The organism is Acidiphilium sp. 34-64-41 (genome assembly GCF_002282635.1).
GTDB lineage: Bacteria > Pseudomonadota > Alphaproteobacteria > Acetobacterales > Acetobacteraceae > Acidiphilium > Acidiphilium rubrum.
The window spans coordinates 53,581-78,293 of record NZ_NCJX01000010.1 but is presented as its reverse complement, the minus strand read 5'-3'; the positions used below and the strand labels follow the sequence as shown (position 1 = coordinate 78,293).

Below are 24,713 nucleotides of genomic sequence, written 5' to 3'. Positions count from 1 at the left end.
ACGCGCGCGATCAGCCGGTCTCGTAAAACCCCGCGTCGATCAGCCCGGCCACGGCGGCCAAGGCTTCCTTGGCATCCCAGCCATCGGCGGCGATTTCAATCACCGAGCCCTGGCCGGCCCCCAGCATCATCAGCCCCATGATCGATTGCGCCGAGACCGACTGGCCATCGCGCGAAATCTCGACCGAGGCGCTGAATTTTTCGGCGAGCGTCACCAGCTTGGCCGCCGCCCGCGCGTGCAGGCCGCGCGTATTGCGGATGGTCGCGGTCTGCACCAGGCGTGTGGACGAAGGGCCGCCGTCTTCGGACATGATGAGGCTCAGCCGCAGGCGCGGCGCGGCGAGATCGTGTGCACCACTTCCGAACCGCAGGCGATGTATTTGCGCCCCGCCGCCTCGGCGATATGGACCGCATCGGTCAGAGTATGGGTGCCGCGGATTTTAGCGAGTTTGACCAGCATCGGCAGGTTGACCCCCGCGATCACCTCGACATGGGAGCGATCGAGCATCGACATCGACAGATTGCACGGCGTGCCGCCGAACATGTCGGTCAGGACCACCACGCCGTCGCCGGTGTCGACTTCGGCCACCTTGGCGGCGATTTCGATTCGCTGGGTTTCGATATCGGCATCCGCTTCGACCGAAACGGTTGCGACATTGCGCTGCGGCCCCACCACATGCTCCATCGCATCGCGCAGCGCGACGCCGAGGTTGCCGTGGCTGACCAAAACGAGGCCGATCATTTCGACGCTCCGCTCATAAAATATCTCCGAACTTCGCCCGATCTTCCGGGCGCCGAGGGCAGGTTTGACGCTGTACGCTGAACCGATGCCGCCGGTTCGGCGGGATGGTCAGCGCTGGGCGCAGTCAGGTTGGAATCCAAGTCACGTCCGCCGATCTCGGACCGGATGGCGGTGTGGTCCATCTGGACCACCCAGTTCTGCGACCGCAGGATGCCACCCAATGCCTCGATCGAGGCTACCGAACGGTGCCGTCCGCCGGTGCAGCCGATCGCAATCATTGCGTATTTTTTGCCTTCGCGCACAAAGCGCGGCAGCAGGAAGGTAACGAGACCAGCGACGCGTTCGATGAACTCGGCATAGTCGGGGTCGGTTTCAATATAGGCACGAACCGGTTGGTCGAGCCCGGTCTGCGGACGCAGGTCGGGTATGTAATGGGGGTTGCGCAGGAAACGCGCATCGAGGACGATATCGGCCTCGCGCGGGATGCCGGCGGGGAAGGCGAAGGAGACCAGCGTGATCGCGAGGCCCGGGTTATCGGTGCCGAACCGCCTCTCGATCATCTGGCGCAGCGCCGCCAGCGGCAGGTCGGACGTATCGACCACCCAATCCGCCGCGTCGCGCAGCGGGCGGGTCAGTGCTTGTTCGGTCGCGATTCCCTCGCTCACCGTGCCTTGCAGTGCCAGCGGATGCCGCCGCCTGGTCTCGGTGAAGCGGCGTTGCAGCACCTCGTCCGAGGCGATCGCGAAGATCAGCTCGGGTTGCACGATGTGCGATTGCCGCAGGCGGGCCAGGGTTTCGATGATATCGCCGGCCGAGAAATCCCGATTGCGCGCATCGAGCCCGACGGCGAGGGGTTTTGCAGCCCCGATCAGCGTTTCGACCAGGCGCAACGGCGGATTATCGACTGCTTCGTAGCCAAGGTCTTCGAGTGCTCGGAGCACCGAATTCTTGCCCGCGCCGGAGAGGCCGCTGACCACGACCAGCCTGGGATTAGGCGCACTCATGCCGCGAATGCACCGCAATACTGGGTTTTTCGGCCGCAGATCGCATCGAGCGCCCAGGCGATTTTCACGGCGGCACTCGCGGCGCGCGGATTGATCGTGATTGTGCCAACGCCGAAGGCGGGGTCGATCGCCGGCGCGGGAAGTCTGTTTGCCTCGACCCCGAGGGTGACGATCAGGCGCAGATGCGCGCTCACCCGGAAGGGCACGAGGAAAATACCGACACCACGCACCTCGAACAGGCCGCTTAGCGGTACAGCGGCGCGTACCCGCCCGTTTTCGATCACGAGTTGATCGTCGCCGACCAGCGAAAATCCACGATCGATCAGCTGCAACAACAGATCCGATTTGCCAGATCCCGGCGAACCGAGCAGCAGAATTGCATCATCGCCAAACGCAGCACAGGAACCGTGAACAGCCATCGTATCTTGATTGTGGCAAGTTTCAGGCAGAAACAAAAGGGGGAGGTGGCACAGTTAATTCCAAATCTTTATGATTTTGTAAGATATTGCCATGAAACACGCCGTCGGATAAACGCCTGCGCCGCTCTTCAACGCCAGATTGCATTCATCCGCAAATCCTCGTCATGCTTCGGAATGACTCCCAACTCTTGCCTACAGGGTGTGGAATTTGCCGTAGAAACTGCGCCCGAGGCCAAGAGGGCCAGTGCGACGACCACCAACCCGGTTCTGACCGCGGGGGCCGGGTTTTCAGTGCCGTGCATGCCTATGGCCCGCATCCGTTCCACACCAAAAACAAGCCGATCGCCGATTGGTTGCGCCAGTCCGGCACGTTCGTCGATTACACGCACAAGGTGCAGGTTCTGCCGCCATCCGGCATCATGGCGCCGCTGCCGATCGCCGAACCGGCAAGCGCCGCGGAATATCTGTATGCCCACATCGGCCGTGACCGGGCCGATACGTATTTCGTGGACGACCAGATCCAGATGATGCCGCGCGACAGCTATAAGGCGGTGTTTCAGCGGTTGTTCGATCTCGCCCTGATCACCGTCGCACTCGAGACCGCGTTCGACCGCGACGCGGGCCGATCAGTCCTACTGTTTCAACGCCATGCCGATCGATGCCTATTTCGATTTCAGCGCAGGCGAGTTGCCATACCGCTCGATCCGCTTCCATACCCGCACGATCACCGACGCACCGGCGCAGGATTGGAGCGTGACCAATTACACCGACTCGGGCGCGCTGACCCGCGAGACGCGCTGGGACTGCCTGCCCCACCATATTGTGCAGGAAACCGGCCGGCGCACGATTACCGCCGAGGAGCCGTGCGATTACCGCGACAACAACCGCGAGCGCTACTACCCGGTCAAGACCGCCGACAACCGGTTTCAGGCGATATACAACAAATACAAGGCAATCGCCGATGAAAGCTCATCGGAAATGGCATTTATCGGCCGGTGCGGCACGTATCAGTATCTGGACATGGATCAGGTGATCAACCAATCGCTGGCCTCCGCCCGCCGCTGGATCGCCGCGCGCGCCTGATCGAACCGGGGCGTGACGCGAACATGCCAAGCTCGTAACGTCGCCGTAACGCTCACGAAACGCCCGCTGGTGGAATCTTGCGTGGGGTGATGCTCACTGTCATGTCTTGAACCGGCCCAACCATAGGATTCGTGTATGCCGGCTCACCGCCGCGCGATTATCGCAGGTCTTGCCGTCGCGCCCTGGGCGCTGCGGCCGCATGGCGTGGCGGCAATGCCCTCGAGCTTCGCGCCGCTGGTGCGCCAGGTCGCGCCCACCGTGGTCGGCGTCGCTGTCACCCAGTTCAACGGACAGGCAAGACCCGCACCGCCCGTCCTGTCGCAGACGCGGCCGCAACGGCAGGACTACGCCGGGGCCACCGCGGTCAGCAGGGCTGCGGGTTCGGGTTTCATCGTCTCCGCCTCGGGCATCATCGTCACGAATAACCACGTGGTGGGCGATGCGCAGCGCATCATCGTCACGCTCGATGATGGCCAGCGCCTGCGGGCGCGGGTGATCGGGGCGGATCAGCTGACCGATCTGGCAATCATCAAGGTCGAGGCGGGCCGAGCCCTGCCGCGCATCGCCTGGGGCAATTCGGCGCATATGCAGGTCGGGGACTGGATTCTCGCGGCCGGCAACCCGTTCGACCTCGGTACATCGTTCACCGCGGGCATCATCTCGGCGCGCGGCCGCCAGATCGGCGATGGTCCGTTCGATCATTTCCTGCAACTCGATGCGCCGATCAACCCGGGCAATTCGGGCGGCCCCTCGTTCGACATGACGGGGCATGTGATCGGCGTGAACACCGCCATCGTCTCGCCTTCCGGCGGGTCGGTCGGCATCGGGTTCGCCATTCCGTCGAACATGGCGCGCCGCATCGTCGATGCGCTGATCGCCCACGGCAGCATCCCGCGCGGCTGGCTGGGTGTGTCGGTCAGCGATCTGCCGACCGGTCAGCCCGGCGTGCGGCTGACCCGGGTGGATTCGTCGGGGCCGGCCGGTGCGGCCGGATTACAGCCCGGTGACATTGTGATCGCGATTAACCATCTGCCGGTCAACGATGCGAGCGCGCTGATCCGCGCCATCGCCTCGGTGCCGCCGGGAACGGTGGAACATTTGCGGATGGATCGGGACGGTCGACTGTTCGACCTTTCAGTAACGGTCGGCCGAAGGCCGGCGGAATTGGGGAGTGACTGATGCGTATACTTATTGTGGAAGACGACAAGGACGTGGCCGGGTTCGTGGTCAAGGGTCTGCGCGAGGCTGGTCACACCGTCGAACACGCCGATAACGGGCGCGACGGGCTGTTCATGGCGGCATCGGAGAATTTCGACGCGATCATTCTCGATCGGATGCTGCCCGGCGGCATCGATGGGTTGCGCCTGCTGGAAACGCTGCGCGCGCAGGACAACGCAACACCGGTGATGTTTCTCTCGGCACTCGGTCAGGTCGATGACCGGGTCAAGGGGCTGAAGGCCGGCGGCGATGACTATCTGACCAAGCCTTTCGCCTTCGCCGAATTGCTCGCGCGGGTCGAGGCGATGTCGCGCCGCGGCAAGGGCGAGGGGCCGACCACGCGGCTCAACGTCGGTGATCTGGAAATGGACCTGCTGTCGCGCGGCGTGAAGCGCGCGGGACAGAAGGTCGATCTGCAGCCGCGCGAATTCCGGCTGCTGGAATATCTGATGCGCCATGCCGGCCAGGTGGTCACCCGCACCATGCTGCTCGAAGGCGTGTGGGATTACCATTTCGACCCGCAGACCAATGTGATCGACGTGCATATCTCGCGCCTGCGCCAGAAGATCGACAAGCCGTTCGACGCCCCGCTGCTCCATACCGTCCGCAATGCTGGGTACATGCTGCGGGTCGAGGAGCCCTGAGGCCCGCCGTGTGAGCGCCTTCACGCCTATCGCCACCGAAGCGAAACCCGCCGGCGCCAGACCGCCGAAACGCCGGCGGCTGCTGCGCTCGGCGGGTGTGCGGTTCGCGGTGCTGTATGCGCTGGTGTTCGGTGTTTCGACCGTGCTGCTCGCCGCCTCGCTGCGCTATTCCACGATCGGCCTGCTCGACCGGCAGACCCATGAAGCCATCCGCGGCGATGCGCGCGGGCTCGCGGCGCATTTCAAGACCGGCGGCCTGCCCGCGCTGGTGCTGACGCTCGACAGCCGGATCAACGAGGATATCAACGAAAACGCGATCTATCTTCTGGTCGATCCGCTCGGTAATCGCGTCGCCGGCAACATGAGCCGCTGGCCGACCGGCATTGCCACCCCCAACGCGTGGTATCAGGTGCCGGTGGAGCGCGCCGGTAAACGCTCGCACGCGCTGATGCGCTATTACGAACTGCCCGGCGGCTTTCAATTGCTGGTCGGGCGCGATGTCAGCACGCGCTCGCAACTGCGCCGGGTGCTGCGCGATGGGCTGATCTGGGCGCTCGCCGCCATGCTGCTGCTGGGTGCGCTCGGCGCGCTGGTGATCCGCGGCCTGTTCAAACGCTCGCTCGCCGATATTTCCGCCACGTCCCGCGCGATCGCCCGCGGCGACCTGACGCAGCGCGTGCGCCGCTCCGGCCACGGTGACGAATTCGACGAGCTGGCCGAAACCATCAACGACATGCTCGACCGCATCACCCGCCTGATGGATGGCGTGCGCGAAGTCTCCAACTCGATCGCGCATGATCTGCGCACGCCGATCACCCGCGCCCGCGCCCGGCTGGAAGACGCCGCTTCCCACGCCCGAACCGAGGATGAACTGCGCGGCGCGGTCGATCGCGCGACCAGCGAGCTCGATGGTGTGGTCAAAGTGTTCCAGGCGTTGCTGCGCATCGCCGAAATCGAGGCCGGCGCCCGCCGCTCCGCCTTCGCCAACATCAACCTCACCCCGGTGCTCGAAGACCTGGCCGAGTTTTTCGACGCGGTGGCCGAAGAGCGCCACATCACGATCGATACCGCCTGGCCGCCGGACCTGCCGATGGTCGGCGATCGCGACATGATCCAGCAGGCGATCGCCAACCTGCTCGAAAATGCGATCAAATTCTCCCCACCGGATCATCACGTCTCGATTTCGGCGCGCATGGACGCCCAGCAGATCGAAATTCACATCGCCGACCAAGGACCGGGCATCCCCGAAGCCGACCGCCCGCGCGCGACCGAACGGTTCTACCGCGGGGAACAAGCCCGCTCGACCCCCGGCACCGGCCTCGGCCTCGCGCTGGTCGCCGCCATCGCACATCTGCACGGCGGCGTCCTCAGGCTGGATGACAACCGCCCGGGTCTGCGTGCCGTCCTCGTGCTGCCGCGCCGCGCCCTCAACCCGGAAGCCACCCTGCGCATCAAACTATGGGCCCAAACCATGCGCAAAGCCGAAATCGCACCACCCGCGCCGGAGTGAACCGTTTGGGGGCGGGGTGCTTGAAGCAAGCAAGGCCGGGCGGTTCGCCGCCTCGACCCCCACTAAGGGCATCTCGGCGCTTACGCGGCCTTCGGCCACGGTCGCCTCGATCCCTTAGAACCCGCTAGTTTTAGGCAAGGGGAGGGCGCTGCCTCGGACTTTCAGTTGATCTGGCCTGGGTCGCCCTCCCCTTGCCTAAAACTAATGGATTTTAAAGGCTCCGCCTTTAACGGGGGCCAAGGGGCAGAGCCCCTGGCCTTGCTTGCTGCAGGCACCCAACCCACCAGCGGTTCACTCCGGCGCGGGTGGTCAGAGTGCGCCTTTGATGCTGCGCATCATGCGGGTCATAAAGCCGGCTGGTTGGTCGGCGGTGGTTGCCACGGCGGGTACGGTGGCGAGGGTTTTGCCGTCGGCGCTGATGGTGATTGTGCCCACGATTGTGCCGGGTTTGACGCCGGCTGCGGGTGGGGCGTCGTAGGTCACCGTGGTTTTCAGTGATTTTGCCGCCTGGGTCGGGATGGTCATGACCACGTCATGCGCGGCGGCGACGGGCACTGTGGTGGTCTGGTAGCCGGGCGCCGGCATGGTGCCGATTGTGGTGCCGGCTTTGGCGATCGTGGCATCGGTATAGAATTGGTAGCCGTAGTCGAGCAGGGCCTCGATATCGTGGGTGCTGGCGGTCCAGTTGGGGCCGCCGAGCACGACGGCGATCAGCCTGGTGCCGTTGCGCACGGCCGTGGCGTCGATGCAGTGGCCGGCTTCGTTGGTGCGGCCGGTTTTCAGACCATCGACCGTGGCATCGTGAAACAGCACCGGGTTCCAACTCGGCTGGGTGATCTTGTTGAAGGTGAAGTGCTTTTTCACCGAGATTTTCAGATATTGCGGGAATTGCGTGACGATGGCGCGCGACAGGGTTGCGACATCCATGGCGGTGGTGCGGAGCGCGGGGTCGGGCAGGCCATCGACGTTGACGTAGTGGGTGCCGGTGAGGTGAAGCAGCTTGGCCTGGTGGTTCATCAGCCCGACGAAGGCGGCACGGTTGCCGGCGACCGCCTGGGCGAGGGCGACCGCCGCGTCGTTACCGGAATCGATGATCAGGCCGTGCAGCAGTTGATCGACCGTGACGGTCATGCCCGGCGAGATGAACATGCGCGAGCCACCGGTGTGCCAGGCGGTATCGCTGACCGGCACGGTCTGGTCCATTTTGAGCGTGCCGTGGGCGATCGCCTGGTAGGTGACATAGGCGGTCATCAGCTTGGTCAGGCTGGCGGGCGGCCATTCGATGCCGGAGGCTTTTTCGGCGAGGATGGCGCCGGTTTTGGCATCCATCAGCACATAGGCCGCCTGATCGGCGAGCACGGGCGGTGCTGCCATGCCGGGGACGGCGAGCGGGGCGGTGGGTGGCGGCCCGGCCGGAACGGCAGGCACTGCGGCGGCCTTGGCCTTGTGCTGTGCTGGTTTGCCGTGGTGATGCACCACGGCGGCTCCGGCAGGCAGTGTGAAGGGGGGCAGCGTGAAGGCGGGCAGCGTGAGGGCGACGAGGGCGATGGTGCTGAGCGGCGATGCGGTGTGGCGCGTCATGTCATGGTCCAGGCGGTTGGGGTGGCACTGTCCTACAATTGAGGGACGGCGGGCCGCTTCCTTGACTTCCCCGCCCCCGCACGGTTGAAGCGGCGGTTGAACAGGAACTGATCGAACATGGCGCAACAGGCTCAAACTACCGGCAGCGTGGTCAAGGAATGGATCGTCACGCTGATCTATGTCGTCGTGATCGCGGTGGTGATCCGCTCCTTTCTGTTCGAACCGTTCTTCATCCCCTCCGGCAGTCTGACGCCGACGCTGTTGCCGGGCGATTTCGTGCTGGTGACCAAGTATAACTACGGCTATTCGCGCTGGTCGTTTCCGTTTGGCGAGCCCGATTTCAAGGGGCGGATATTCGGCTCGCTGCCCAAGCAGGGGCAGATTGCGGTGTTTGCGCTGCCGAGCGATCCCAGCATCGATTACATCAAGCGCGTCATTGGCGAGCCGGGCAGCACGGTGCAGGTGACGGACGGGCAGTTGATTCTGAACGGCAAGCAGGTGCCGCGCACGCCGGCGGGCACGTACGTGGAAACCCCGATCGACGATGGTCAGGGCGTGCCGATCACGGTGAAGCTCTATCACGAGACATTGCCGGACGGGGTTACCCATTTGATCGCCAAGGCGACCGATCAGGGGTTTGCCAATAATACGCAGGTCTATCATGTGCCGCCGGATCATTTGTTCATGATGGGCGACAATCGTGATTTCAGCGAGGATTCGCGGTTTCTTGATGCGGTCGGCTATATTCCGCTCGATAATTTCGTGGGGCGGGCGCGTATCATCTGGTTCTCGATCCGGCTCGATCATCCGTGGTGGGAGTTCTGGTACTGGCCGGTGGATGTGCGGTGGGACCGGCTGTTCACGGTCATCAAATGAGTACGAAGGCCGAGGCGCTGCTCGGCCATGAATTCACCCGCAAGCATCTGCTGGCCGAGGCTCTGACGCATCGTTCGGCGGTGGGGCAAGGTGGCATGGCCTCCAACGAGCGGCTGGAATTCATCGGTGATCGGGTGCTCGGGCTGCTGGTGGCGGAGTGGCTGATCGAGCGTTATCCGAACGAGCGGGAAGGCGGGCTGGGGCCGCGGCTGGCGCATCTGGTCTCGCGGCCTTCGCTGGCTTCGATTGCCGAGGCGATCGGGCTGGCCGAACTGCTGGCGGTATCGCCGGGGGAATCGCGGCGCGGTGTGCGCAACAGGTCCACCGTGCTGGCCGATGCGCTCGAAGCGCTGATCGGCGCGCTTTATAGCGATGGCGGGTTGGAGCCGGCGCGCGGCTTTATTCGCCGGGCGTTTGCGGCGCGGATCGACGCGCAGGATGGCGCACCGCCGAAGGACCCGAAAACCGCGTTGCAGGAATTCGCCCTGGCGCGTGGTCCGGTGTTGCCGGTTTATGATATGATCGGTCGATCCGGTCCGGCGCATGCGCCGAAGTTTCACATCCGGGTGACCATCGGGCCGACGTCTGCCGATGGTGAGGGCGGCACCAAGCGCGAGGCCGAACAGATCGCTGCGCGCATTTTATTGGATCGGCTGACATCATGACCACTCGCTGCGGCTATGTCGCGCTGCTCGGCCGGCCCAACGCCGGTAAATCGACGATGCTCAATCAGGCGGTGGGGGCGAAAGTGTCGATCGTGACGCCGAAAGCCCAGACCACGCGGTTTCGGGTATCGGGCATCGTGATGCGCGGGCAGTCGCAAATCGTGCTGATCGACACGCCCGGCCTGTTTGCGCCCAAGCGCCGGCTCGATCGGGCGATGGTGGCGGCGGCGTGGGATTCGGTCGCCGGCGCCGATCTGGCGTGCATGTTGGTCGATGCGTTTCGTGCCAAGCCCGATGATCTGGCCGAGCCGCTCGAGGCGCTGGCACGCACCGGGCGGAGGCGCTGGCTGATCCTGAACAAGATCGATCTGCTGCCGCGCGAGAAATTGCTGCCGCTGGCGGACACCCTGGCGAAGGCCGGCAGTTTCGCCGAGGTGTTCATGGTCAGCGCGCTCAAGCGCGACGGGATCGACCGGTTGCTCGATGCGATGGGTGATGCGATGCCGGAAGGGCCGCATCTGTACCCCGAGGATGAAATGACCGACCAGACCGACCGGATGCTGGCGGCCGAGTTGGTGCGCGAACAGATTTTCATGCAGCTGCGCGAGGAAATTCCGTACGGCGCCTCGGTCGAGACCGAGAGTTTCAAGGATTTGGCGGATGGCTCGGCGCGGATCGAGGTGACGGTTTATGTCGCGCGGGTTGCCCACAAGAAGATCATGCTGGGTGAGGGCGGGGCGCAGATCAAATCGATCGGTAGCAAGGCCCGCAGCCAGCTCGAGCGGCTGCTCGAGCGGCGGGTGCATCTGTTCCTCAACGTCAAGGACCGGCCCGGTTGGGATGAGGAATCGGCACGGCTGCGGGCGCTCGGGCTGGAGGGTTAGGCCGCCAGCCGCCGCAAATGGTAGTCGGCGTCGCCGAACTGCATCTCGATCATGGTCAGGCGCTTGAATAGATGACCGGCCTTGTATTCCATGGTAACGCCGATGCCGCCGTGCAGCTGAACCGATTGCTGGCCGACGAATTTGGCCGCCTTGCCGACCGCGGACTTCGCCATTGCCATGGCCTCGCCACGGGTTTTCGCATCGCTGTCGGCGGCGGACATTGCAGCGAAAATCGCCATGCTGCGCGCCTGTTCGAGGGCGACATACATATCGACCGCGCGGTGTTGCAGCGCCTGGAAGGCGGAAATCGCGACGCCGAACTGTTTGCGGGTTTTCATGTAATCGACCGTCATGGTGATCAGCGCGTCCATCGCGCCGACCGCTTCGGCGCAGATGGCGGCGATCGCTTCATCGGCCGCGCGTTCGAGCACGGCGAGATCGCCGACCTGGTGCGATGCGGGGACGCGCACATTGGCGAGCGAGATTTCCGCCCCGTGCAGCGCGTCCTGCATGGCGTAGCCACGGCGCGAGACACCCGCCGATTTCGCATCGATCAGGAACAGGCCGATGCCGTCGCGGTCGCGCGTGCCGCCTGAGATGCGCGCGCTGACGATCAGGTGATCGGCCGAATCGCCGCCGATCACCACGGTTTTATCGCCCTCGATCACGAAATCATCACCGTCGCGCCGTGCGGTGGTGGTGACGTCGTTGAGGTCGTAGCGCGAATGGCGTTCGGTATGGGCAACCGCGATCATCGCTTCCCCCGCGATGAGATGCGGGATGATCGCGTCCTTCACCGCATCGCTCGCGCCGTGCCGCAGGATGGCGCCGGCGAACACCGCATTCGGCATATAGGGCTCCAGCGCGGCGGCTTTGCCGATTTCCTCCATGATGATCATGGTTTCGACCGGACCGCCACCGAAGCCGCCATGCGCTTCATCGAACGGCAGGGCGAGCAAGCCGGCCTCGGCGTATTCGGCCCACACCGCGCGGTCGAACCCTTCGGGTTGTTTAGCGTAGGCCTTGCGCTTTTCGAAATCGGCGTAGCGGTTGGCGAAGAGTTTGCTGACGCTGTCGCGGAGGAGGCGTTGCTCGTCGGTGAAGTCGAAGTCCATGGCGGCGGTTCCTTAGGAGCGAAGAAAAGACTTCTTTTTTGGAAAAAAGAAGCAAAAAACTTTTTGACTCTGGGCCTCAGTCGGTGGCGCAGTTCGTGCGCCACCCAAACAAACTAGAGAGAGTTTTTTGGTTCTTTTTTGCAAAAAAGAACCCTTTTTACTTAAAACCCCAATATCGCCTTAGCAATAATATTCCGCTGAATCTCATTAGACCCGCCATAAATCGAAATCTTGCGCCAGTTGAAATAGGTCGGTGCCGCATAGGCTGCGTCGTCCGGCCCGATCGGGGTGTTGTTGCCTTCATCTTCGGCATCGGTCGAGCGTTGGTAGGGCATGGCGAGCGGGCCGACGACGTCCATCAGAAGCTCAGTCGTGGCCTGTTGAATTTCCGAACCCTTGATTTTCAGCACGGATGATTTTGGGTCCGGCGCGCCGTGCTTGCCGGATTTGCGGGCCTCGGCGAGCACGCGCAACTGGGTGATCTCGAGCGCCTTCAGGTCGATTTCGACATTGGCGATTTTTTCGCGGAACCATGGCGCGTCCATCAGGCTGCCGGCGCCGGCGCGCTCCTTGGCCGCGAGTTCGCGCACCCGGCGCAGGCGCTGTTTGGAGACGCCGACGCGGGCGATGCTGGTGCGTTCGTTGCCGAGCAGGAATTTGGCATAATCCCAGCCTTTGTTTTCCTCGCCGACCAGGTTTTCGAGCGGGACTTTCACCTCGTCGAACCAAACCTCGTTCACCTCGTGCCCGCCGTCGATCAACTGGATTGGGCGCACGGTGATGCCGGGCGTTTTCATGTCAACCAGGATGAAGGAGATGCCTTGCTGCTTCTTGGCGGCCTGGGTGTCGGTGCGGGCGAGCACGAAAATCCAGTCGGCGTATTGAGCGAGCGTGGTCCAGGTTTTCTGGCCGTTGATGATGTAGTGATCACCCTCACGCCGCGCGGTGGTTTTGAGCCCGGCGAGGTCGGAGCCGGCGCCGGGTTCGGAGAAGCCCTGGCACCACCAGATGTCAAGACTTGCCGTGCCTGGAAGGAATTTTTTCTTTTGCTCGTCATTGCCGAAGGTGGCGATGACCGGCCCGACCATCGAGACGTTGAAGGCGAGCGGCTGCGGTGCGGGGGCGGATTGCAGTTCGTCGATCAGGATGAACTCCTGAACCGGGCTCCAATCCTGGCCGCCCCATGCCTTTGGCCAATGCGGCGTCGCCCACCCTTTGGCGTTGAGCTTGGCCTGCCAGTTGACGATGTCCTGCTTGCCGATTTCGCGGCCTTCGATCATGCGCTGCTGCACGTCGCGCGGCAGATTGTCGCGGATGAAGGCGCGGATTTCGTCGCGGAAGGCAAGTTCTTCGGGTGAAAAACTAAGTTCCATGGTTTTTATCCTCGTTCGCTGCCGGTGCTACTTTGGAAGAGTTGATGCAAAAGCTAGCATCATCGATAAATTTATATCGTTTCGAGTCCCAGATGAGCGCCTTGGCACCGCATGGTGATAATGGCGGGGACACGGTGGGATCGATCTCGCGCATGATAATGCGCCATGGCCAGCCGTGTCGCCAGTGATCGAACGTCACGGTCGTTTGCTGCGGCGGCATCGGCAGCAGGTCGGCGGGCAGACGGCCTAGCACGCGACCGCGGCGATCGGAGATGATGGGTAGTGGAATTTGGTCATAGGTTTGGTGCGCCGTTTGGGAGTTCCAGACTTTGCCGTTCGATACGAATAATTTGCCGGCAGCATTGGCTGCGGGCAGTGAGAGAGCGGTTATGAGCAGCGGTGTTTGGCCGGTCGGGGAGATGACAGGACAGGACTTCATGAATGGTCGATAGATCGTCCAATCTGGCCCGATCAGATGTTGTATTGTTTTGGCGATGGCCGGGGGGGCGGAATGGCAATCTTTGAATATTACCCCAGTTGCATTCGCTGGCCCTATATTGAAGGCGAGAGCAAATGCGGCCACCAGCGGTGGATATTTCCACATCATCGGTCGTAGGTCCAAAATCGAACGAGAGGGAATTTTCGAGCATTGAACCATGGATCATAGACCGTTTTATCGCTATCGCTAACGGCTCCCGGCCACGGCTTATGCCCTGGTGGTGCCAATGCAGTTGACATTGCGGGTGGGAATAGTCCGACGAATGGCATGAGGCGACCGTCTGCCATGTAACCACCCGCCGGCTTCCATCGCCCTGGTAATACGATGATGACATGACCATGCCCACTCGGCTCCGCCATACCGCCAACAACTACTTTACCTTGATCAGCTAACTCCGAAGCTTTCTTCAATCCGACTTGCTTCCAACCATGGGCCGGATTTGCGAGGTACAGAATGAGCTGATTTGCTTGTCGATAAGCGAATTGCGCATCAACCAGTTTTTTGATTACGTCGTGAACAGCGCCAGAGCAGTTGCTCGGGTTTGCCAAAAAGGCTGCATTGGCAACTTTTTTGAGCTGCACTGCAGCCGAATTGCTGATGGTCTGGTTCGTGCCGGTCATCAGTTGATTTCGAACAGGCCCGCAGCCCCCTGGCCGCCACCGATGCACATGGTGACGACGGCGAATTTGGAACCGCGCCGCTTGCCTTCGATCAAGGCGTGGCCGGTCATGCGCGCACCGCTCATGCCATAGGGATGACCGATCGAGATCGAGCCGCCGTCGACGTTGAGTTTGGCGGGGTCGATGCCGAGCCGGTCGCGGCAGTAGATCACCTGGCTGGCGAAGGCTTCGTTGAGTTCCCACAGATCGATGTCATCGACGGTCAAGCCGTGGCGCTTCAACAAGCGCGGCACGGCGAATACCGGGCCGATGCCCATTTCGTCGGGTTCGCAGCCGGCGACCACGAAGCCACGGAAAATGCCCAGCGGCGTCAGGCCGCGCGAGGCGGCTTCGGTATCGGACATCATCACGCAGGCCGATGCGCCATCCGAGAGCTGGCTGGCATTGCCGGCGGTGATGAATTGATCCTCGCCGCGTACCGGCTTGAGTTTCGCCAGACCTTCCAGCGTGGTGTCGGGGCGGTTGCCCTCGTCCTGGCGCAAGGTGACCTCTTCATGCGAGATCGCCTTGGTTTCCTTGTTCTCGACCGCCTTGGTCGTGGTGATCGGCACGATCTCGGCATCGAACCGGCCGGCCTGCTGGCCGGCAGCGGTGCGGCGCTGGCTTTCGAGCGCGTAATCGTCCTGTGCGGCGCGGCTGATGTTGTAACGCGCTGCTACGATGTCGGCGGTTTCGATCATCGGCATATAGACCTGCGGCTTGTGTTCGAGCAGCCAGGGATCGAGGTTGCGGCCGTTGTTGACCGGGTTGGTGGTCATGCTGATGCATTCGAGCCCGCCAGCCAGCGCGATCGGCGCGCCTTCGACCATGATTTCATGCGCGGCCAGCGCGATGGCTTGCAATCCGGATGAGCAGAAACGGTTGACCGTCATGGCGGCGGCATCGGTCGAGACGCCGGCACGCACCGCGGCGAGGCGGGCGACGTTGCCGCCGGTGGTGCCTTCAGGAGTTGCGCAGCCCATGACGACGTCTTCGATTTCGCGCGGGTCGAGCTTTGCGCGCTCCATCGCGTGGCGCAGCGCGTGGGCGCCGAGTGCTGGGCCGGTGGTGATGTTGAAGGCGCCGCGAAACGCCTTGCCGATCGGGGTGCGGGCGGTGGAGACAATGACGGCATCGACCATTTAGCGTTCCTGACTGACGGATTGTTGTTGATGATGGACCAGGGCCTCGGCGGCGAGTTCCTTGCGGGAGAATTTGCCGACCGATGTTTTCGGCAACGCATCGCGGATTTCGAGGGCGACCGGCATTTCGTGGCGACCGAGTTTGTCGGTGAGGAATTCGCGCAGTTCACCGATATCGAAGGCAAGTGCTGCCGGTTTCAGGGTGATGAACGCCTTGGCCGACTGGCCGCGGTAATCGTCGGGAATGCCGACCACGATCACCTCGGCAACGCCGGGATGCTCGTAGATCGCCTGCTCGATCTGGGTGGGATAGACGTTGAAGCCGCCCGAAAGGATCATGTCCTTTTTGCGGTCGACCAGAAACACCATGCCGTCCTGATCGATCAGGCCGATATCGCCGGTCAGAAAATGACCATCGACGAAGGTTTTCGCGTTTTCCTGGGGATTTTGCCAATAGCCCTTGAACAGATTGGGCGATTTGATGCGGATTTCGCCGGTCTCGCCATAGGGCAGCACGCGCGTCGGATCATCGAGGGCGACGACATCGAGTTTTATGCCCGGCAACGGCATGCCGGCGGAGCCGTGCTTGAAAATACCATCGAGCAGATTGCCGGTTCCCGCCGAGGCGGTTTCGGTCATGCCCCAGCCGCCGCCCAGCCGCATGCCGGTGAGGCGCTCGAACCGCAGCCCGATCTCGACCGGCAGGGGTGCGCCGCCGGAGCCGACCAGTTTGAGCGAGGACAGATCGCGCTTGTCCAGATCGGCGATATTGGCGAGCGCGATCCACATGGTCGGCACGCCGGGAAAATAGCTCGCCCGGTTGATTTCGATGTCGCGCAGCGTGGTTTCGGCATCGAATTTCAGGCGCAGCATCAGCGTGCTGCCGCGCGAGAGTTGCAGTAGCAACAGCACCACGAGGGCGTAGATGTGAAACAGCGGCAGCACGCAGATGGCGCGGAACCGCTCGCCGGGCGGAAACCGTCCCTGGCCGTCGAAAAACGCGGCGTAGATCGCAACCGATGCCCGCAAGGTGGCGTGGGTGTGCATCGCCCCTTTCGGCAGGCCGGTGGTGCCGCCGGTGTATTGCAGCAGGGCGAGATCATCGGGATCGGTCAGCGGCAGATTGGCCTCGCTGTTGCGCCCGATGGCGCGCAGAGCATCGATCGTGATGATCCGTGCATCGTGCTGCGGAATCGGCGGGTGCGCCATGCCGGCGATCGGGCCGTATTGCGCATCGTCGGCCACGATCAGCCGATCGATATGCCCGGCATCGAGCAGTTTCAGAGCCATCGCGAGCATGGCGCCGAGATTGGTGCAGACCAGAACCCGCGCGCCGGAATCATGCAGCTTGTGGATCAGTTCGCGTTCGGCATCGAGCGGCGAGAGATGCACCACCACCAGCCCCGCGCTCAGCGCCCCGAAGAACCCGAACGGATGGGCGGGCGTGTTGGGCAAATACAAAGCGACACGGTCGCCCCGGCGCAGACCGAGGGTGATCACGCCCTTGGCAACATCGCTGATGGCACCGCCGAGATCAGTGAAACTGATCCGCGCGTCGCGGTATTCCAGCGCAATGTCCGCGCCGTATCGCGCAATCGTGCTGCCCAGCATTGCGGGGATGGTTTCGCGCGGCACCGCGATGTCCCACGGCAGGCCGGCCGGGTAGTTCCGCTCCCAGGGGAACGGCCGCTCGCTCACGCGGCGGCCGCTTTCGCGCCTTTGCCGAAATCGGCAAAACCCTTGCCCTCGGCGGCGAGTTGCGTGAGCAGGTCAGACGGCTGCAACCCAACATCACCGGTGGTATTTGCGTAATGCGCGAGGCGTTCGACGATGGTCGGCAGGCCGACCAGATCGGCATGGAAGCACGGGCCGCCGCGCCAGACCGGCCAGCCATAGCCGTAGACCCAGACCACATCGATGTCCGAAGGGCGGATCGCGATGCCTTCCTCGAGAATGCGGGCGGCTTCGTTGATCATCGGGTAGGTCATGCGCTCCAGGATTTCCTGGTCGCTGATCGCGCGCCTGGTGATGCCGAGGCGTGCTGCCGTTGCCTCGATCAATGCGGCGACTTCGGGGTCGGGCGTCGGTGTTCGGCTGCCGTTTTCATAGATGTAGTAGCCGCGGCCGGTCTTCTGGCCGAAGCGGCCCTGTTCGCAGAGCACATCGGAAATCGGTGCGGTGACGCCGCGATGTTTGCGAATCCGCCAGCCGACGTCGAGCCCCGCCAGATCACCCATCGCGAACGGACCCATCGGAAAGCCGAAGTTCAAAACCACGGCATCGACCTGTTGCGGCAACGCGCCTTCGAGCAGCAGGCGCTCGCATTCGGTGGTGCGGCGCGCCAGCATGCGGTTGCCGACGAAGCCATCGCAATTGCCGACCACGACCGGCACTTTGCCCATCGCCTTGCCGACCGCGATGGCGGTGGCGATCGATTGGTGCGAACTTGCCTCGCCGCGCACGATTTCCAGCAGTTTCATGACATTGGCGGGCGAAAAGAAATGCATGCCCAGCACATCGGAAGGTCGTTTGGTCGAATGCGCGATCGCATCGACATCGAGCGTGGAGGTGTTGGTCGCGATCACCGCACCGGATTTCGCCACGGCATCGAGCCGGCCGAAAATCTGTTTCTTGAGGTCCATTTCCTCGAATACCGCCTCGATCACCATGTCGGCCTCGGCGATGCGCGACCAGTCGGTGGTGCCGGCGAACAGGGCCATGCGCTGCGCTGTCGCACCTGCGGGCAGGGCGCCGCGCTTGACGGAAATATCGTAGGTGTCACGCACCCGGTCGAGCCCGCGTTGCAGGGCCGCGTCGTCGGTTTCGACCAGCGTGACCGGAATGCCGGCATTGGCGAAATTCATCGCGATGCCGCCACCCATGGTGCCGGCGCCGATGACGGCGGCCGACTTCACCGGGGCCGGTTTCAGCCCCGGTTCCATGCCCGGGATTTTTTGCGCCTCGCGTTCGGCAAAGAAAATATGGCGTTGGGCGCGGGATTGGTCGCCCATCACCAGGTGCATGAACATGTCGCGTTCGGCGGCCAACCCCTGCTCGAACGGCAGGGTGAAGGCGTTGCGTACCGAATTCACGCAGGCGGCCGGCGCTTCGACGCCGCGCAGGCGTCGGGTCGCCTCGGCGGCGGCTTGCTCGAAGCCAGCGGGATCGGCCTGGGCCGGCGCGATCTTATCCGCGCGGTCGCGTACCCGCACCGTCGCTTCCGGATCGATCGTATGGGCAAAATCGATCGCACCCTGCACCGGATCGGTCACGATCGCATCGATCAGCCCATCGGCCAAAGCGGATTTGGCGCCGATCATTTTGCCGGAAACGATCGCGGCGACGGCTTTTTCCGGCCCGATCAGGCGTGGCAGGCGCTGGGTGCCGCCGGCACCGGGCAGCAGGCCGAGTTTGACCTCTGGCAGGCCCATCCGCGCGGTGTCGGTTGCCACCCGGTAATGGCAGCCCATCGCGAGTTCGAGCCCGCCGCCCAACGTGGTGCCGAACAGGGCAGCGATGGTCGGTTTCGTGCATTGATCGAACCGCTCGATCACCTCGTGCAGGCCGGGATCGCGCGGCGGCTTGCCGAATTCGGTAATATCCGCGCCGGCGGAAAACGTGCGGCCCTTGCACGCGAGAATAATGATTTTCGTGGCCCGATCGGCCTCGGCCTTGGTCAGCGCTTCGAGCAGTGCTGATCGCACCGCGTGGCCCAGCGCGTTCACCGGCGGGCTATCGATCGCGATGACGGCGATTCCATTGGTCATGTCGAGATCAACGACTGGCTGGCTCATGGTTCCTCGGTTCGTGCTTAGGGGGGCACTATTGGTTAACCCTTTATCGCTTGCGGGCAGAGGTCATGCAAGGGGGGCGGTCCGGCAATCGGGCGAGGGGATGCGCTTGGGTCGCACAGCAGTGACGTCACCGTCGCGCGAGAAACCCGACGCCGATCAACAACGCCAGCGGCACCAGCACCCCGGCATAGGATGCTTCGCCGCTGGCGATCACGCGATTGGCGAACAGGACGCTGCCGGCAACCCAGGCCAGGGTCGGGGCGTCGCCGATCAACGATCGGAACAGTTTTTTCATCGCTCCAGCCTTTGCAAGGTGCGGATCAGCACCAGGCCACCGAGCGCGTAAAACGCCATCAACGCCGGTAACGCATAATCGCCGATCGGCCAGACATAGCCGAGCGAGGCCAGCATCCAGAACGTGCCGAAACCGAGGACGGCGCAGCCGACCAGGTATTTGATGGTGTTTTCCGGCACGCGCGAGAGCGGCGCACGCAGCATCATGCCCGCGCCCATCACCGCGACCAGCGCCGCCACGGCCGATACCGCCGCAACTTCGGTCTGCCCGGTCTGGACCCCGAGGGCGACCACGATCAGCCAGACCTCCAGCCCCTCCATCAGCACGCCCTGAAACGCCACCAGCATCGCTCCCTGGGTTTCGGCCAGAGCCTGACTGCCGGACAGTGCTGCGAACGCCGCATCCTCATCGCGCAGGCGCCGCAATCCGGCGGCGCGCGCGATCGCCTTGGCAAGCCAGCGCATGCCGAACAACGTCAGGAACACACCGATCACGAACTGGATGATCCGCAAATTGCCGATCGCGCTGACCGCATGCGCGCCGAACAGCGTGAGCAGCCCCAGAATCGCCAAGGCCGCACCACCCGCAGCGATCGCGCGCGGCCACCCGATCGCCAGCGCAACCGCCAGCACGATGGTGAACGCCTCGACCCACTCGACCCCGGCGGTGAAAAAACTTGCGAGGATCACCGGTAGATCGGACGTCATCGCCGCTGCCTCACGTGCTCGCACCGACAATGGTTTTGGAAAACCACGCGATGATCGCCGATCGATCGCGCGCCGACTGCGCCGGATCGACCATGACCGGCGTCAGCGATGCGGCACTCGGCATTGCTGACGCGGGCGCTACATCGCTCACCACCGGCCAGAATGCGCCATCATCGCCACCCTGGCGCATTTCGATACGCAGCGCGGCCGGCGAATTGACATAGGCGATGAACCGCTCCGCGGCCGCACGCTCCGACGCGGGCAAATGCCCCGCCATCACGATCACACTTGCCAACACCGCTGCCGGTTTCGGCACCACCACGCGCAAGGATGGATCGATCGTGCTCGCACGCAACGCGGCCGAGGACCGCATGATCGCGATCTGGATGGCACCGCTGCGCAGGGCCGCCAAAGTCGTCGCTGTATCGCCGTAAATATGCAGCCCGGCCTGCTTCAAGCTTAGAAAATACCCCTGCGCCGCCGGCCAGCCACCCGCCGCCTGCACCATCGCCATAACCGGTGAAACGCCCTGGTCGGACGTCGCCGGATCATTCATGCCGATCAGCCCGCGATAGGCCGGCGCCGTCAGATCCGCCCAGGTCGCAGGCGGGGCGAACGGCGCCGCCTTCGGCATCACCAAGACTCCACCCAGGCCCAACCCGGTCGCGACATAAGACCCATCGGCAGGCACCGACGCCGCCCCCATCGCCGTCAACCCGGACGGTGCGGCAAGCCCATGCGCCAGCAAACCGCGACGATCGAGCATGACCGCAGCACTCGCCCCGTAAAACCACGCCACCGACCACCGCGGATGATCGCCCTCCGCCCTGATCCGCGCGAACAACCCATGCGCCGGCGGACGCCGCACCCGCACCGCAATCCCGGTCTTCCGGCTGAACGCCACCCCCACCGCCGGCGCAAAATCGAGCCGCGAATACACCGTCAACCCCGCCGCGACGGCCGGATATGGCAGGAACAAACCCAGCGCGATCGACGCTGTGAGGATGCGTTGGGTGAGGCGGGGTGATGGGCAGAAGGAAGGCCAGGGGCTCCGCCCCTGGACCCCGCTAAGGGCGCAGCTCTTAGAACCCGCTCGTTTTAGGCGAGGGGAGGGCGGGCACGGGATTGGACATGGCAATTCCTGCGACGCCCTTCCCTCGCCTAAAACGAATGGATTCCAAAGGCTCCGCCTTTGGTGGGGGTCCAGGGGGCAAAGCCCCTTGGCCTTCTTCGTCCCACCACCCCACCCCATCCAACGAGCCCTCACAACGCGGCCGTGATGCGTTCGATCACGCCGTACCAGTCGTAGGGGCGTTGCTGGCGGTACAGGCGCAGCGAGGGATACCAGGGCGAATCGTCGCGGTTGAGCAGCCAGCGCCAATCGGGGGCGTAGGGCAGGATGATCGCGGTGGGCACGCCGGAGGCACCGGCGAGGTGTGCGACCGAGGTATCGATGGTGACGAGGTGATCGAGGCTTTGCAGGATGGCGAGCGTGTCGGTGAAATCGTTGATGCTGGGGCCGAGGTTGATCAGCGGGGCGGCGCCGAAATAGTTGCCGACCTGGGCGATCTGGTCGCCTTTCTGGACGGTGACGATTGCGAGGTCGGGGCGGGCGAACAGCGGGGCGAATTGTTCGAGTTTGACCGTGCGTTTGCGGTCGTTCTTGTGGGTCGGTCTGCCGGCCCAGACCAGGCCGATGCGTTTTTTGCCGGCCGGGGTCAGCGCATCGAGCCGTTGTTTCCAGGCGGTGATTTTGGCGGGGTCGGGGTGCAGGTAGGGGATGGGGGTCGGGATGTTGTCGACCGTGGTGCCGGCGAGGCGCGGCAGGCCGGAGAGGGGGATATAGGCATCGAAGTCGCCGGTAGTTTCCCAGCGGGTGACGATGCGGCCGAGGCCGGGGATCTGGCGCATGATCGGCACCAGATCGCCGCTGCAGGCGAGCACGGGTTTGGGCGCGCGTTCGGCGGCCCAGGGGATGTAGCGGCCGAACTGGATGCAATCGCCGAAGCCCTGATCGGCGACGATGAGGAGTTTGCCGTCGGGCAGGGTGCCGCCGTCCCATTGCGGTTTGTCGGTCTTGGGCAGCATGCCCTCGGCCTGTTTGAGTTTGAAGCGCCACTCGTAGCTGTCCCAGCCTTCGGTGAGGCGGCCGCCGAGCAGCAGGACTTCGGCGCGCTCGAAATGGGCTTCGGGGAAATCGGGATCGAGTTCGATTGCGCGATCGGCGGCGGCGAGGGCGTCGTCGAGTTCACGGCGTTCGTAGCGGATCAGGGCGTGGTTGAAATGCGCACTTTTGTCCTCGGGTGCGAGCTCGACGGCGCGGAGCGCCATGCGCAGCGCATCGTCGAGTCTGCCGGCGCCGCGATAGATTTCGCACATGTTGCGTGGATAGACCGCGACGGTGGGCGAGAGTTCGAGCGATTTTTCCATCCGCTCGATCGCGAGCGGCACCTTGCCGCGCCGGTAGGCGACGATGCCTGACAGATGCAGCACGTGCGGGTGTTCGGGTGCCGCGCGCAGCACGCGTTCGGCGAGGGCTTCGGCATCTTCGAGCTTGCCGTCGCGCTCATAGGCACTGATTTCGTTCAGAACCTCGCCAAGCGTTACCTTGACGCCGGCGGCGCCGCTCATGGTGTGGTCTCCTGCGGTTGGGCGTAGCCGAGGCGTTCGATCCATGGCGTGAGGATCGGCAGGGCTTCGTCGAACACCGCGCCGAAGCTGCGATGCCGATACAGGCTGCGCCGGTGCGGCGGCAGTTGCACGAGCCGATGGCCTGGTGCGCGGGGTATCACGCGTGGTGGCGTGTCCAGCAGGGCGTGCACGTCGGCCGTGATGCCGATGAAGTCGAGCACCAGGCGCAGCGTGCCGGCAGGGTCGCGCACGAGGTCTTCGTAGCGGATCGGCAGGTAGCGCAGGGTGGTCTGGCCGCGCACCTGGGCGATCGCGTTCATCTGGGCATCGAACAGCGTGGCCATGCCCGCCAGCGTGACGCCGGCGTTGCCCTCGTAGAGCTTGTCCTGCGCGAAGCCCGACAGAGCGATGTCGAGCGGATGGCGGAGCACGTGGATGACCGGCGCGGTCGGAAACAGCGTGGCGGCGAAACCGAGCAGCCAGGGCAGATCCGGGTGACGATCGGTGACGAAGCGGCTTTCGGCAGTGCTGACGCCGGAGGCGCGGAGTATGGCGAGGTAGCGGTTGGCGAGCATCGGCAGGATGTCGCGCTGGTCGCCGGCGGTGGTGGCGATCAGGGCATCCGGGAAGGATTCCGCGCTGCCGCCGAGGCCGCTGACCAGCGCGGGCAGCAGATGCGCGAGGTCGGGCAGTGGCGCGCGCGTGTCGGCCGGATCGATGCCGGGGCATTGGCTGAGCAATTGTTCGAGCAGACCCGTGCCCGAGCGCGGCGTGCCGAGCAGAAAGATCGGCGTTGCACCGCCGGGGATCTGGCCGGGGCGGGGCAGGCCGGACAGGCGATCGGCCAGAAAGGTCGATCGGACGGTCGCGAGCCGGGCCGCGATCGGGGCCGGGTCGAACCGGCGGTTGGCGCGCTCGCGCTGAAAGGCGCGGCCCGATTGATAGGCGTTCCAGGCCTCGTCGAACCGGCCGAGCCGTTCGAGCGCCATGCCCTTGGCGGCGAATTCGGTGGCGACCAGGGATTGCGGTGCGATGGCGGCGGCGGTGGCTTCGATTTTGGCGAGTGCTGCATCCGGATCGTCACGGTGCAGGCGGACCAGGGCGCTCAGCACCGCGATCATGCGATCGGCCGGGGCCAGCGTGGTGGCTTCGGCGAGCAGGGCTTCGGCCTGATCAAGCCGAAAGCGGCCGGCTTCGACCTGGGCGTAGCCGGCGAGACCGCGGGGATTGTCGCGCTTGATCGCGAGCGTGGCATCGTAGGTCGCGGCCGCTTCATCGAGCCGCCCTTGCTGGCGGAGGTTCCAGGCGAGATTGCCGAGCAGGGCGGGATCGTGCTGTTCGACGTAGCTCAGCGCGAGGCGATAATGGCGTTCGCCGGCGGTCAGGCGGTTGGTTTCGGTGAAGATGATACCGAGCATGTGGTGGATGGTGGTGTCGCGCGGCAGCAGGGCGACGGCGCGGCGGGCCGGGATTTCGGCTTCGGCGTGGCGGCTCTGGTTGATCAAGATCTGCGCGTGCTGGACATGCGCGGCCGCGACATCCGGCGGGATCGAGGCGATGCGCGCGATCAGCGCCTCGGCGGCGGCGATGCGGCCCTCGGCACGGCGCAGTTCGAACAGGAGGCGCAGTGCTTCGCGGTGATGCGGCGCGAGATCGAGGATTTGCAGGACGTGGCGCTCGGCCTCGCGATTGCGGTTGGCGGTGCGGGCGGTGCGGGCCTGCTCGATCAAGGTGTCGAACGCGGCGTGATTGACCGGGTCGGGCAGGGCCGTGGCTTGGAGCTTACAGCAGCGCAGCGCCCGCAGGCCTGAGCCGCAGGTGCACAGGGTCGGATCGAAACCCGGGCGAAGCGAGGTTGCGGATGCGCTCATAC

Annotated in this window: 23 protein-coding genes and 1 pseudogene; 7 read left to right on the top strand and 17 right to left on the bottom strand. The window is 64.2% G+C overall.

All coding sequences use genetic code 11. The features are described 5' to 3' along the window. Positions 1-10 precede the first annotated feature (10 nt). The 4 genes from B7X49_RS03165 to B7X49_RS03150 are packed head-to-tail and all read right to left on the bottom strand — an operon-like array spanning position 11 to position 2,164. Positions 11-310 carry an HPr family phosphocarrier protein gene (locus B7X49_RS03165; RefSeq protein ID WP_029311563.1) on the bottom strand — a complete coding sequence of 100 codons (300 nt, stop codon included), beginning with the start codon at positions 308-310 and terminating at the stop codon, positions 11-13. Between the two features lie 8 nt (positions 311-318). Continuing rightward, a complete protein-coding gene (locus tag B7X49_RS03160; RefSeq protein ID WP_029311562.1) occupies positions 319-741 on the bottom strand; it encodes a PTS sugar transporter subunit IIA in 423 nt (140 codons plus the stop codon). After that, a complete protein-coding gene (rapZ, locus tag B7X49_RS03155; protein WP_286702542.1) occupies positions 738-1,745 on the bottom strand; it encodes an RNase adapter RapZ in 1,008 nt (335 codons plus the stop codon). Before rapZ ends, B7X49_RS03160 begins: the two co-directional genes overlap by 4 nt. Continuing rightward, entirely contained in the window at positions 1,742-2,164 is a 423-nt protein-coding gene (locus B7X49_RS03150; RefSeq protein ID WP_286702543.1) for an HPr kinase/phosphorylase, read from the bottom strand. Before B7X49_RS03150 ends, rapZ begins: the two co-directional genes overlap by 4 nt. Positions 2,165-2,803: 639 nt before the next feature. Here B7X49_RS03150 and B7X49_RS03145 point away from each other — a divergent pair. The 4 genes and pseudogenes from B7X49_RS03145 to B7X49_RS03130 form a co-directional block, all read left to right on the top strand. Next, positions 2,804-3,247: pseudogene (locus B7X49_RS03145) on the top strand (UDP-galactopyranose mutase); the annotation flags it as partial. A gap of 135 nt (positions 3,248-3,382) precedes the next feature. Then, complete coding sequence (locus B7X49_RS03140; RefSeq protein WP_029311558.1) at positions 3,383-4,426, top strand: S1C family serine protease; 1,044 nt, start codon at positions 3,383-3,385, stop codon at positions 4,424-4,426. After that, on the top strand, positions 4,426-5,109 hold the full coding sequence (locus B7X49_RS03135) for a response regulator transcription factor (protein ID WP_029311557.1): 684 nt from the start codon (positions 4,426-4,428) through the stop codon (positions 5,107-5,109). The genes B7X49_RS03140 and B7X49_RS03135 overlap by 1 nt, the downstream gene beginning before the upstream one ends. Before the next feature lie 10 nt (positions 5,110-5,119). Further along, positions 5,120-6,619 carry a HAMP domain-containing sensor histidine kinase gene (locus B7X49_RS03130; RefSeq protein WP_286702544.1) on the top strand — a complete coding sequence of 500 codons (1,500 nt, stop codon included), beginning with the start codon at positions 5,120-5,122 and terminating at the stop codon, positions 6,617-6,619. 309 nt (positions 6,620-6,928) lie between these two features. Here the strand turns inward: B7X49_RS03130 and B7X49_RS03125 are convergent, their stop codons facing one another. Beyond that, positions 6,929-8,200: a D-alanyl-D-alanine carboxypeptidase family protein gene (locus tag B7X49_RS03125; RefSeq protein WP_286702545.1), complete on the bottom strand. Its 1,272-nt coding sequence runs from the start codon at positions 8,198-8,200 to the stop codon at positions 6,929-6,931. A gap of 117 nt (positions 8,201-8,317) precedes the next feature. Here B7X49_RS03125 and lepB point away from each other — a divergent pair, with 117 nt between their 5' ends. The 3 genes from lepB to era are packed head-to-tail and all read left to right on the top strand — an operon-like array spanning position 8,318 to position 10,625. Continuing rightward, positions 8,318-9,076: a signal peptidase I gene (lepB, locus tag B7X49_RS03120; protein WP_029314227.1), complete on the top strand. Its 759-nt coding sequence runs from the start codon at positions 8,318-8,320 to the stop codon at positions 9,074-9,076. Further along, a complete protein-coding gene (rnc, locus tag B7X49_RS03115; RefSeq protein ID WP_286702546.1) occupies positions 9,073-9,741 on the top strand; it encodes a ribonuclease III in 669 nt (222 codons plus the stop codon). The genes lepB and rnc overlap by 4 nt, the downstream gene beginning before the upstream one ends. Beyond that, a complete protein-coding gene (era, locus tag B7X49_RS03110) occupies positions 9,738-10,625 on the top strand; it encodes a GTPase Era (protein ID WP_286702547.1) in 888 nt (295 codons plus the stop codon). Before rnc ends, era begins: the two co-directional genes overlap by 4 nt. Here the strand turns inward: era and B7X49_RS03105 are convergent. The 12 genes from B7X49_RS03105 to B7X49_RS03050 all read right to left on the bottom strand — a co-directional run bounded on the left by B7X49_RS03105 (position 10,622) and on the right by B7X49_RS03050 (position 24,711). Continuing rightward, a complete protein-coding gene (locus B7X49_RS03105; protein WP_286702548.1) occupies positions 10,622-11,740 on the bottom strand; it encodes an acyl-CoA dehydrogenase family protein in 1,119 nt (372 codons plus the stop codon). The two genes, era and B7X49_RS03105, sit on opposite strands and share 4 nt — an antisense overlap. Positions 11,741-11,901: 161 nt before the next feature. Next, entirely contained in the window at positions 11,902-13,113 is a 1,212-nt protein-coding gene (gene pimC, locus B7X49_RS03100) for a pimeloyl-CoA dehydrogenase large subunit (RefSeq protein WP_286838243.1), read from the bottom strand. Then, positions 13,103-13,720: a hypothetical protein gene (locus B7X49_RS03095; RefSeq protein WP_286702550.1), complete on the bottom strand. Its 618-nt coding sequence runs from the start codon at positions 13,718-13,720 to the stop codon at positions 13,103-13,105. The genes pimC and B7X49_RS03095 overlap by 11 nt, the downstream gene beginning before the upstream one ends. Next, a complete protein-coding gene (locus B7X49_RS03090) occupies positions 13,717-14,232 on the bottom strand; it encodes a hypothetical protein (RefSeq protein ID WP_286702551.1) in 516 nt (171 codons plus the stop codon). The genes B7X49_RS03095 and B7X49_RS03090 overlap by 4 nt, the downstream gene beginning before the upstream one ends. Continuing rightward, on the bottom strand, positions 14,232-15,413 hold the full coding sequence (locus B7X49_RS03085; protein ID WP_286702552.1) for an acetyl-CoA C-acyltransferase: 1,182 nt from the start codon (positions 15,411-15,413) through the stop codon (positions 14,232-14,234). Before B7X49_RS03085 ends, B7X49_RS03090 begins: the two co-directional genes overlap by 1 nt. Continuing rightward, positions 15,414-17,111, bottom strand: coding sequence for a dicarboxylate--CoA ligase PimA (gene pimA / locus B7X49_RS03080; protein WP_286702553.1), 1,698 nt, complete (start codon positions 17,109-17,111; stop codon positions 15,414-15,416). After that, positions 17,108-19,207, bottom strand: coding sequence for a 3-hydroxyacyl-CoA dehydrogenase NAD-binding domain-containing protein (locus tag B7X49_RS03075; protein WP_286702554.1), 2,100 nt, complete (start codon positions 19,205-19,207; stop codon positions 17,108-17,110). Before B7X49_RS03075 ends, pimA begins: the two co-directional genes overlap by 4 nt. A gap of 127 nt (positions 19,208-19,334) precedes the next feature. Beyond that, positions 19,335-19,502, bottom strand: a complete 168-nt coding sequence (locus B7X49_RS03070; RefSeq protein WP_286702555.1) for a hypothetical protein — start codon at positions 19,500-19,502, stop codon at positions 19,335-19,337. Beyond that, a complete protein-coding gene (locus B7X49_RS03065) occupies positions 19,499-20,209 on the bottom strand; it encodes a hypothetical protein (protein ID WP_286702556.1) in 711 nt (236 codons plus the stop codon). The genes B7X49_RS03070 and B7X49_RS03065 overlap by 4 nt, the downstream gene beginning before the upstream one ends. 10 nt (positions 20,210-20,219) lie before the next feature. Further along, entirely contained in the window at positions 20,220-21,188 is a 969-nt protein-coding gene (locus B7X49_RS03060; RefSeq protein WP_286702557.1) for an ABC transporter substrate-binding protein, read from the bottom strand. A gap of 284 nt (positions 21,189-21,472) precedes the next feature. Continuing rightward, positions 21,473-22,840, bottom strand: a complete 1,368-nt coding sequence (locus tag B7X49_RS03055) for a tetratricopeptide repeat-containing glycosyltransferase family protein (protein WP_286702558.1) — start codon at positions 22,838-22,840, stop codon at positions 21,473-21,475. Next, positions 22,837-24,711, bottom strand: coding sequence for a tetratricopeptide repeat-containing sulfotransferase family protein (locus B7X49_RS03050; protein ID WP_286702559.1), 1,875 nt, complete (start codon positions 24,709-24,711; stop codon positions 22,837-22,839). Before B7X49_RS03050 ends, B7X49_RS03055 begins: the two co-directional genes overlap by 4 nt. Positions 24,712-24,713: the final 2 nt, after the last annotated feature.